Source organism: Cryobacterium sp. M25, assembly GCF_002929635.1.
GTDB lineage: Bacteria > Actinomycetota > Actinomycetes > Actinomycetales > Microbacteriaceae > Cryobacterium > Cryobacterium sandaracinum.
Genome location: NZ_PJJU01000011.1, coordinates 1 through 5,213 on the forward strand (window position 1 = coordinate 1; position 5,213 = coordinate 5,213).

Here is a 5,213-nt window from a genome sequence, read left to right on the forward strand (position 1 = left end):
TGTGGGGTACGTTTGAATACATTACGGCCGTCACACCGGGCCGTCAAAACCAGCAACCGCCCGGGCGTGTCACGCCCCAACAGGGGCGGAAACACGGCTTCCGTGCAGCCGGGACGGCACCCTATTCCAGCACAGCGGCAGTGCCGCTCGGGGCAAGAGTCTCGGCCTCGTCGTCCTTCACTTCGGCGGAAACCGAGTCATCCGCAACGGAGTGGGCGGCGCCCCTGTCGCCGCGGTACTTCCACAGGCCGATGCCGACCACGACGCCCGCAAGCAGGAGGGACATCAGGAGTTCCATGCGGGTGCGTTCGAGAATGGCCATGCCCGCGAGCAGTGCAACGATGGCGCCGATGGCCAGCCAGGTCAGGTAGGGGAAGGCCCACATCTTCAGACTCAGGCGACTGGCGGCATCCGTGCCCATCCGCCGTCGCAGGATCAGCTGCGACACGGCGATGACGAGCCAGACGAGAAGCGCGATCGCGCCAGAGGTGTTGACGAGGAGGAGGAAGACCGTGTCGGGCGCGATGTAGTTCAGACCCACCGTGATGAACCCGACGACGGTGGAAGACAAGACGGCGGCGCGCGGCACGCCGCGGACAGAGATTTTCGACCACGCCGGGGGTGCGTCCCCGCGTTCCGACAGGGAGAAAAGCATGCGGCTCGCGGTGTAGAGACCCGAGTTCAGGCAGGAGAGCACGCTGGTCAGCACGATGATGTCCATGATCGTGCCGGCCCCGGGGATTCCGTAGAGCTCGATCACAGCGACATAGGGACTCTTGGCCACGGAAGCGCTGTTCCACGGAAGCAGCGTGACGACGACGGCGATGGATCCGATGTAGAAGACGAGGATGCGCCAGACGGTGGATTTGACGGCCTTCTTGACCGCGTCGACCGGGTTCTCGGACTCGCCGGCAGCGATCGTGGCGATTTCGGCGCCGAAGAACGAGAAGACGACCACGAGCACGCCGCCGAGGACGGCGCCGCTGCCGCTGGGGAAGAACCCACCGTTGCCGGTGAGGTTGCTCAGGCCGGGGGCCGCGACCCCGGGCATCAACCCGAGGATGGCCACGACGCCGAGCAGCAGGAAGACGGCGATGGCCGCCACCTTGATCGACGCGAACCAGAACTCGAATTCACCGAACATTTTCACGGAGGCGACATTGGTGCCCGTGAGGAGCACCATCAGGAGGAGAGCCCATACCCACTGGTCGACCTCCGGCACCCAGCGGTGCACGATGGCGGCGCCGGCCGTGGCCTCGATGCCGAGGACGATGATCCAGAACCAGGCGTACAACCAGCCGATGCTCAGCCCCGCCCAGCGACCGAGGGCTTTGTCGGCGTAAGTAGAGAACGAACCGGTTTCTGGATGCGCCGCCGCCATTTCGCCCAGCATCCGCATGACCAGGATAACGAGAAGTCCCGCGGCCGAGTAGGCCACGAGGATGCCCGGCCCGGCCTGCTGGATGGCAGCTCCGGACCCGACGAAAAGGCCGGCTCCGATCACGCCGGCGATTGCGATCATCGAGAGGTGTCGCGGTTTCAGGGACTTGGACAGCTGCTGGCCTCCCCCGCCCTTTTTTGCGGCAGTGCGGTCTGTGTCCGTCTCGTTGGCCATGTCACTCCAGTTTCAGTGGGATGCTGCCACCCCGACGGTGGGGCCGACTGCTATCCATTGGTGCTTCGTGAGTCAGCGTATGACCGGCGATTACCGGCGCCGAAATCAACCCGCGGGTGGAAACGTGCTTGTAACGTGCGATTAATCGGCGGGTATGAGTGCGAGGACTTCGTCGCGGATGCGCACCATCACCTCAGGGGTCCCGGCCTCCACGGTGAGTCGCAGCTCGGGCCGCACCTGCTTCTGTTGCTGCTGCGGCGCTCGCTCCGGCTCGGTGCGCGATGGGCGCACGTTGAACCACCAGAACGGTTCGTCGACGCTCGTGAGGCCGATGACCGTAAGGCCGTCGATCTCCTCGAAGTCGGCGGAACCCGTGTAGGCGTCGACGACGCGCGCGTAGACCCCGGGCAGGTCGTCGACGGCCATGCTGATCTCGCCGGAATGGGCGTAGGGCATGGCATCCGTCGCCAGCGCCGACAACGGGCGGGGCTGGAATCCGAGCTCCGCCAGAACGTGCAGGGCCGCGAGCAGACCGCTGTCGGCGCACCAGAACTGCGGGAAGTAGTAGTCGCCGGAGTACCCGAACCCGAACACTGCCCCGGTGGCCCGCAACTCGGCCCGCATCAGGGATCCGCCGACCGAGGTGGGGACCGCGGCCGCGCCGGCCGCCTCGATCGTCTCCGCAACGAAGCGGGAGACGTTGAGGTCGTGCAGAACCACCACATCCCGGCCAGGGTCCTCGATCCGCGCGCTCGCGATGGCACGCCGGGCGAGCACGGCGCCGATCGCGGACGGGGGCACGACGCACCCGGTCTCGTCGACCACCACGCAGCGGCCGCCGTCGGCGTCGAAGCCGAGCCCGAGGTCGGCCTCGTGCTGGATCACGGCATTCCGCAGATCGGTGAGGGTGGCCGGGTCGGCGGGGTCGATGGTGTGCGGCGGGAGGTCCGGGCCCTGATCGAAGAAGAGCGGGACGATGGTGAGGGCTGCTGGGCGCGGTGTTTCGGCGGGGTCCGCCGCCACGGAGGCGCCGCCGGCCGGGTCTCCGGCAGCTTTGCCGGCATCGTCGCCGAGAACGTAGGGCACCGTGACGGCGGCGGCGCCGCGGCCGAAGTCGACCACGACCGTGAGCGGGCGGATGCCGGTGAGCCCGACGAGCGCGCGCAGCCTGGCCGCGTAGTCGGGCAGCAGGTCGAACTCGCGGCGGCGGCCGGGTGTCGCCACCGGGGTCGGCCCGGCGGCCAGATAGCCGACGGCGCGGTCACGGATGGCGCCGAGACCGTGGTCGTGCCCGATCTCTTGGGCACCCGCCCGAAGCATGGTGAGCGAGGAGGCGGTGATCCGGGCGGCCGGGGCGTTTCGGGCTCCCGAGCCGAATCGAATTTCGTCGGTGGAGGACACGCCGAGGTCGACGACGGTGGCCCCTCGGGCTTCCGCACCCCGGGTGAAGGCGGCCACGAGCTCGCCCGCCTCGCCCCGGTCGTGACCGAGGAGTACCTCGCGGCTCTGCGCACCGACTTCGTCGACGAAGGCAGCGGCAAGGGCAGCCACCATCTGCGCGGTCAACGGTGCGGCAGTCGTGCCGCACACCTCGCCCGGGCCGACGACGGCGCCCAGGCGGGCGGCGGCATCCGTCTGGTCCGTCATTCCGCGGATCCCGACTCGGCGTCCGGCCCGGCGGCCGGCTGTGCGTCCGGCCCGTCGGCCGGCTCGGTCGCCAGCCCGTCGGTGCGGAGGCGCACCAGCTGCCAGCCCTGCGGGGCTGCGGTCAGCCGGGCGTGCCGGGCGCAGAGGTCGAAGGTGTGCGGCTCGCGCTGCACGGCAAGCGGACCGAGGACGGCCATCGCGTCGGCATAGTCGAATGTGAGAGTCGCGGCGGATTCCTCCGGGCAGGCGACACGGGAGCAGGGCCGGAATGACATTGGCTACAGGTTACCCGTTCAACGGGTCGAACTAGGATGAGGGCATGTCTCGAGTTCGCCGTTCCGCCGTGTCGACGCCGGCCCCCGTTCAGCGCGGGCGAGGTCGGGACCGGCACGGCCGGGGCATCCGCAGCTCGGCGACCGGGCCTTATTTGCCGCCTCTGCAGACGCGCATCGACACCTTCGATATGACCGTGGCGTCAACCGTTGACTACCTCCGCTCGGTCTGGCCGGAGCAGCTGGGTGATGTGAGGTTCGTGGTTGCGGCCGGTCCTTCCTCGGTGCTGCCGGGCATCGGAGTGGAGCGCTGGGCCGTGAACGCCGCGGAGCGTCGCGTGGTCTTCTACCGTTTGCCGATCCAGCGCCTGACGCGGCTGCACCGGAACGACGACCTGCACCGGCGGATGGTGATCGAGAGCTGCGTGTTCCGCGCGATCGCCGAGCTGCTCGGCAAGGACCCGTGGGACCTGGCGCCGGATCGGTTCCGGCACTTCTAGGGTTCCGCTCGCGTCTTTTGCTGGCGGCGGCCGGGGTACGCTCGGTCGCTTTTTTGTGCCCGGATCCCCGTAATGACGGGGGTTGTGGCCGAAGTTTGCCCCAATTTGAACTAATTCCAAACCGTTTGACGGAGGGGACCGAACCTCATTCAGCACCAAGAACCGCTGAATCCCAACCACAGACCCTAAGGATTTTCTCATGCGCTCATTCACCAAGACCACGCTCAGCCTCGCCACCGCGGGCCTCCTCATCGCCGGCCTCTCCGCCTGCTCGACCACCGCCGATGCGACCGCCCCGGCCGAGAATTCCTCCTCCTCTTCCTCCCCTTCCTCCGAGGGAGCAACCCCCAAGGCCCTCGCTTCGATCCCCGCATTGTCGGGCGTCGACACGTCCGTTCTCCTCGACGCCGACTTCGCTGCGGCGCTGACCAGCCTCGGCCTCACCCCCGGCACCGTGGGCACCGCCACCCTGACCGACGGCAGCCTGCACTTCCCGATCACCGGTGGAAACGTGGACTACTACGACCCCGAAGAGGACTACCGGCCCTTCGTCCAGGGCTCCATCGAGCACGAGGGCTCCGGCTTCTCACTGACCGCCGGCGAGACCACGGTCGAATTGACCAACTTCACGATCGACCCAGGCACCAGCAAGCTGTTCGGTGACGTGAACGTCAACGGAGAGTCAGCCGCCACCCAGGTCCTCCTCTTCAACCTCTACGGCGGGACCCTGAAGCCGCTCCAGATGGATGGCGATAACGCCATCCTCGAGGGCACCACCGTGCACATCTCGGCTGAGGCCGCCGGCCTGCTCAACGACACGTTCATGACGGATGCTGTCGCTGACCAGCTCCTGGTCGGCATCGCGAAGATCACGGTCGCCACCAAGTAACACCGCTTGTCAGGAAGGGCCCGCTGTGCAGATGCGCAGCGGGCCCTTCCTTGTGTTGCTCGCGGTGGTCGAGACGCTGACCCGGCGGCCCGGTTCTGCCGCCCGGTTCTGCCGCCCGGTTCTGCCGCCCGGTTCTGCCGCCCGCCCGGGGCATCCGGGGCGGCCGCAGTCACTAACTTCGGAGATTTTCGCAACACGCCGCTCACCCAGGCGTGGGGTGACCCGGTGTTTCCGGACAGTCCTCCTGAATTCAGGATTGGATAGACAAATGGAACACGAGAAACACAAAC

The 5,213-nt window shown here is 67.7% G+C and carries 5 protein-coding genes; 2 read left to right on the forward strand and 3 right to left on the reverse strand.

Annotated features, from left to right (window positions below):
* Window positions 1–121: 121 nt before the first annotated feature.
* The 3 genes from CXY81_RS00100 to CXY81_RS00110 form a co-directional block, all read right to left on the reverse strand.
* A complete protein-coding gene (locus tag CXY81_RS00100; protein ID WP_104193597.1) occupies window positions 122–1,615 on the reverse strand; it encodes an amino acid permease in 1,494 nt (497 codons plus the stop codon).
* Window positions 1,616–1,756: 141 nt separating this feature from the next.
* Entirely contained in the window at window positions 1,757–3,262 is a 1,506-nt protein-coding gene (gene manB, locus CXY81_RS00105; RefSeq protein ID WP_104193598.1) for a phosphomannomutase/phosphoglucomutase, read from the reverse strand.
* Window positions 3,259–3,537: a DUF3499 family protein gene (locus CXY81_RS00110; protein WP_104171426.1), complete on the reverse strand. Its 279-nt coding sequence runs from the start codon at window positions 3,535–3,537 to the stop codon at window positions 3,259–3,261. The genes manB and CXY81_RS00110 overlap by 4 nt, the downstream gene beginning before the upstream one ends.
* A gap of 44 nt (window positions 3,538–3,581) precedes the next feature.
* Here CXY81_RS00110 and CXY81_RS00115 point away from each other — a divergent pair, with 44 nt between their 5' ends.
* Together CXY81_RS00115 and CXY81_RS00120 are read left to right on the forward strand one after the other, a co-directional pair.
* Window positions 3,582–4,034 (forward strand): metallopeptidase family protein, encoded by a 453-nt coding sequence (locus tag CXY81_RS00115; protein WP_104171425.1) that lies wholly within the window; start codon window positions 3,582–3,584, stop codon window positions 4,032–4,034.
* 199 nt (window positions 4,035–4,233) lie between these two features.
* Window positions 4,234–4,923 (forward strand): hypothetical protein, encoded by a 690-nt coding sequence (locus tag CXY81_RS00120; protein WP_104193599.1) that lies wholly within the window; start codon window positions 4,234–4,236, stop codon window positions 4,921–4,923.
* Window positions 4,924–5,213: the final 290 nt, after the last annotated feature.